Below are 5169 nucleotides of genomic sequence, written 5' to 3'. Positions count from 1 at the left end.
TTAAAATGCTTCCTGCTGCCGTTCTCCCCAAAAGCCGTTTTCCTGCCCCATTCCTGCGGTGTTTCCCTGCATTGGTGCGCTGGATGCGTCACTTCTCCTGCCGGTCATATCCCTTTTGGACGGTCATTCACTTGTCAAGGTACTGTATGGTACGAAATTACCAACTGCAATCATCATAGCGGACTATCCTTGACAAAACAATACTTCTGCGATACCATGAGTGTAACGGATATAACTGAATTATATAATTACCATAAGAAAAGGCAAGGGATAGGGATGGAGAATCAGTTTATACGGCATGAGCCATGTTTTGAGAGGATTTTGTTTGTCCTGACGCTGGACAGGAAGAAAATGAAAGAGCGGATTTTGATTGGGGAAGAACAGCAGATTCGCTTCCGTCTGAACGGGAGCCAAAACACAGAGGTGCTTTGTGATATGACACGCCCACTGGGAACTTTTTTGATAAACTTTGAGCGTGACACGGACAGAGATTGGAACTTATACGGGCTTTCTCCACTGCGGCAAGCCCTCCACTCCAACCGATGGAAACAGCCGGAGCTGGAGCAGGCGGCAAGCGAATTTCTCTGGGGAAAATATCTTAGCAATGACCCTCTGAAAATGTATGTGGCGTTCCGTATCTGGAACAGCTATCTGCTTGCCAGAGAACCCCGTGACCGTAACGCTGCCTGTGACCGCTTCATGGATAAAATGAGCAGCCTGACCGGGGTATTCCATAACGAAGCCATGAGCTTTGACAGGGAGACAGGAAAACCGAAACATTTTCAAGCTGGCAGCCTTTATTTCAAAGGCGCACCGTCAGAAGATACCCGGCTTGACCTCTGGTTCCCGGACAACCGGCGCACAGAAGAATGTGTGTCTGCCTATGCGTCCCTCTACCCGTTGATTACCTATTATCTGAACAGGCTGAATGACTGGGGGCTTTGCTTCCGACAGTGCAAGGTCTGTGGGAAATATTTTCTGGCAAAGAGCCAGCGGTATGAGCTGTGCAGCGATAAGTGCCGCAAAGCACAGGCGCTTCAAAACAAGCGGGAATTTGACGAGAGGGCAAGAGAAAATAACTATGACCTGCTTTATAAAAATGAATGCCAGAACTGGCGCAACAAAATAAACCGGGTAAAAAATACCGCAGGCTTTCCGGCTGACCGTCTGGAAAAAATACAGGCTGCCTTTGCCGACTTTAAGAAAGAAGCATTACAGAGAAAAAAGGCTGTAAAAACAGGAACAGCCAGCCCGAAAGAATTTACGGACTGGCTGTATCAACAGAGTGATATTATTTTGAAATTAACTACCTTTTAAGTGATGTCTATACAAAAGATCATTCCTCCCTTATGGCAGACAAGATGCTTGTTTTCTTCAACTCGGATTTTGCGTATGCAGTGAAAATCAAATATATAACTGCTAAAACAACGACTAACGCCAGTAGAAACAGCCACGGCAATACCAACGTAATGCAATGGTTTACCGCATCCAATCGTCTACAAACAATTACACTTAAAATGCTTCCAAATACAAGAGCTATTACCAACGAACCTCCGAGGTAAATTCCCATCTCCCTATCCAGCATTGCTTTCAACTGTTGCCGTGTTGTTCCAACAGCTTCAAGCAAACCGAATTCACGCTTTCTATTCTGAAAATCAACCATAAGCATATTCGTAAGGCTGATACTTCCAAAGACGAACAGAATAGCAGAAGTCATATATAGAGCATTTATAGATGCACTGTATCGATACTGAATATTTTTAATCGTTTGTTCAATCGTATTTACTTCTATTTTTCCATTTTTATCCGCAATCTTCTGAACTGCGGTCAAAACTTCATCAAAACATCCCTCTGAATTTTTAACTGCCAGAATTCCCGTCTGTTCCGTTATCCCTGTCAGCTTCTTTGCTGTGTCATAAGTCATAATGAAGTAGGGGCTTCCGGGAACAACCGGGCTATCCTCCATTAAATCAGACCTATTGTATGTGCCTACAACAACGGCTTCCACATCAAAGGTTCTACCATCAAAAGCTCTGCCCTCAATCTTCAAAGTATCGCCAACTTGTGCTATATCTTCTGCAACCAATATTCCATTTTTCTCAACCATATCGTCGTAATCTGCTGTTCCAGAGGATAACACCGCCTGCTTTTCTTCTGTCTGTTCCCGATTTAAGGTTGGAAAGAAGTCTGAAATGCTCGTGATAGAACCACTTCCGCCCGAAAAAGTAGCTGTCATATAAACGCTGTCAAATGCGGTGATTTTTTCTATCCCATCTACCTTTTCTAATTCCTGCATCAATGCCTGATCTTCAAGTGGATTTTCTTCCAGTTGCAATTTTACGCTTCCGTATGGCTCCGCTTCGTTATCGAAAGAGCTGCCCACTGTATTTCTTATTTGTATAAGAATGTTACCGGCAGGATAATATTTGAAACTTGCCTGTTTTGCTGGATCAATAGAACCAGCAACCGTAGAAGTAACCAGTAAAAGAGCCCCGCTTACTCCAAGCATTAAAAGCGTCAGGACTGCCTTTTGTTTGTTTCTTTGTATATTTATTTTCGCCAGATTAAACGGCGTAAGTTTCCGATGCAGTTTTGAGCTGCTTTTTGCCTTTCCAGCATACGCAAGGTATTTAGCACCCTCTACCGGGGAAGTATTCATTGCTACTCGGACAGGCTTAAAAATGGCAATATTCACTGTTACAAAGGCTACTGCGGCAATCAGTACAGCATAAATAACTGTTGTTTTTAGCCGGAATCCATCAGGACAGCCAATAAATCCAATCAGTACACCAATGACAAGCCCCAAAGGAATACCAGCTAAGGCATATAAACGTCCCTCTTTACTTGCCATCCGTTTAATCTGCCTTTTTGTCATGCCAACTGTCCGCAGTTGCCCAAACATCTGAACATTTTTTACAATCTTTGTGTAAAAAACACCATAGACAATCGTTGCCGCCAAAATAGCCGTCAACGCCGCCAGTAGTGGTACTGGAATCGGAATACCCGATGTTATCACACCCGACATAACAGCAGAATATTCTGTAAGCATTACCTGTTCCTCGACAATGCCTGTATTTTGTATTGCTTTGCCGGCAAAATCAAGAATAGCCGTGGAGCTTATGGCGTCTGTATTCAACCGCGTATATGCTGTAACCTGAAAAGAATCTTTTGCCAGATCTCGGGCAAGCTCTTTACTAACATAAATAAAATATCCGTTGCTTTCTTTCGTATTATTCAAAACACCTGAAAGTGTATATTCTGCTTCCTGTCCTGTTCCAGTCAGGTCAATAGAAATTGTATCGCCAGCCTGATAGGATTTTCCTAAAAAATCAAGGTAGTTCTGGGGGAGCATAATCTCATCCGCTTTCTGCGGCACACTTCCCTGAAAAGTTATTTCTTCCTGATGTAAAAAATAATCTTCATTTCCATAAGCAACAGTGATTGTTTTATTTTCAACATAAAACACACCTAGAGCGGAATATTCGCCAACCCACGTAATATTTCCGTTTTGACGCAGCTGAGCCGTTTGTTCGTCCGTAACTCCCAAAATGCCAATCTGCGCTTTATTCCTCTGTGTGTTCTTGAATTTCTCTTGTGTGCCTGTTGATATTAGGAGAATCGAAAAAACCATACAGACAGAGATGGCGATTGTCAAAAGCAGAAATGCCTTGTTTCTCTTATCCGCTTGCATACTCCTACCTGCCAATTTTTTTACAATGGCACTTGTATCATTCTCAAAAGGCCATGTCATAGTCTGCCACCTCCTTATTCCACAATCTTGCCGTCCTCAATGCGGATAATCCGATCTGCAAGGCGGGCAATGTCGTTGTTGTGTGTAATCATCACTACGGTTTGCCGGAACTCTGCACTGGTGCGCTTGATTAGCCCCAGCACCTCGGCGCTGGTCTTGCTGTCAAGGTTGCCGGTCGGTTCATCGGCCAACACAATAGCCGGTTTGGTAATCAGGGCACGAGCAATCGCTACTCGCTGTTGCTGACCGCCGGATAGATTATTTGGCATATTTTTCAGTTTATCTTCCAGCCCCAGCAGGTGAACGATCTCGTCCAAAAACTTCTGATCCACCGTGTCCCCGTCCAGCTCCACCGGCAGGACGATGTTCTCATACACATTCAGGATGGGAACAAGGTTATAGTTCTGAAAGATAAAGCCGATGTTGCGGCGGCGGAAGATAGTAAGCTGTTCATCGTTCATTTTCGACAGTTCTTTGTCCCGGACAATCACATTGCCGGAAGTGGGTGTGTCCAGCCCTCCCATCATGTGAAGTAAGGTGGATTTGCCGCTGCCAGATGTTCCCACAATAGCCACAAACTCGCCGTCCTCCACGGAGAAGTTCACACCGTCAAGGGCGCGGGTAATGTTCGGCTTTGTGCCATAATACTTTTTCAGGTCAATAGTCTGTAAAACGCTCATATTCAAAACTCCTTTCAAGGCTTCTTGCCTGTTGATAAAGGTATTATAAAACCCAAATGTCCGCGAAATGTTACAGCGGCCAAAAAATTTCATTGAAAATCGGGGTGAAATGTTACAACGCTCGGACATTTCAAAAAAATTTACGGCGGGCAGCCGGGAATGGACGTCCGCCGCGTTCTATTTTGTAGGCAGCATAATGGAAAATTCTGAACCCTTGCCCGGCTCCGAAACCACTTTGATATAGCCGCCCTGTCGCGTTACGATCTCGCGGGCCAGATACAGGCCAATGCCCACGCCCTGCTGTTCGTGTACTTCTTCCTCACGATAGAAGCGCCGGAAGATGGCAGCCTGATTGCTTTCGGAAATGCCCTTGCCGGTGTCGGTCACTTTGATCTCCACATACATTTCCCACAGCACCACCGACACAGCGATTTTCCCTCCCGCCGGGGTGTACTTCACCGCATTGTCCAGCAGGTTAAAGAGGGCTTCGGATGTCCACTTGCTGTCATGGGAAACGGTCAAATCCTCCGGGCAGTCCACAGACACGGCGATTTCCTTTTTCTCCGCTGCATACACGATCCCACTCATGGCCTGCGCCACGGTATCAAAGAGGCGACCCGGTTTCTTGTCCAACTGGATCACGCCTGTTTCCAGACGGGAGGTTTTCACAAGGGCCTGAAAGAGAAAGTCCAGCTTATCCGTCTGGCTGCGGATTCCCCGGATAAAGTCGGTGCGCTC

Annotated in this window: 4 protein-coding genes; 1 reads left to right on the top strand and 3 read right to left on the bottom strand. The window is 45.5% G+C overall.

The window, feature by feature from the left end:
• The first annotated feature begins 276 nt into the window (after window positions 1–276).
• On the top strand, window positions 277–1317 hold the full coding sequence (locus GPK88_RS17180; protein ID WP_117457311.1) for a DUF6076 domain-containing protein: 1041 nt from the start codon (window positions 277–279) through the stop codon (window positions 1315–1317).
• A gap of 19 nt (window positions 1318–1336) precedes the next feature.
• Here GPK88_RS17180 and GPK88_RS17175 read toward each other — a convergent pair whose 3' ends face one another.
• The 3 genes from GPK88_RS17175 to GPK88_RS17165 form a co-directional block, all read right to left on the bottom strand.
• Window positions 1337–3751 (bottom strand): ABC transporter permease, encoded by a 2415-nt coding sequence (locus tag GPK88_RS17175; protein WP_173705777.1) that lies wholly within the window; start codon window positions 3749–3751, stop codon window positions 1337–1339.
• A 14-nt stretch (window positions 3752–3765) separates the two neighbouring features.
• Window positions 3766–4431: an ABC transporter ATP-binding protein gene (locus GPK88_RS17170; protein ID WP_117596801.1), complete on the bottom strand. Its 666-nt coding sequence runs from the start codon at window positions 4429–4431 to the stop codon at window positions 3766–3768.
• Between the two features lie 177 nt (window positions 4432–4608).
• On the bottom strand, window positions 4609–5169 hold a 561-nt coding region (locus GPK88_RS17165), incomplete at its 5' end, for a sensor histidine kinase (protein WP_215708072.1).

This window comes from Blautia sp. MCC269 (assembly GCF_018785655.1).
GTDB lineage: Bacteria > Bacillota > Clostridia > Lachnospirales > Lachnospiraceae > Blautia_A.
This window is presented reverse-complemented; position numbering and strand designations above follow the sequence as displayed.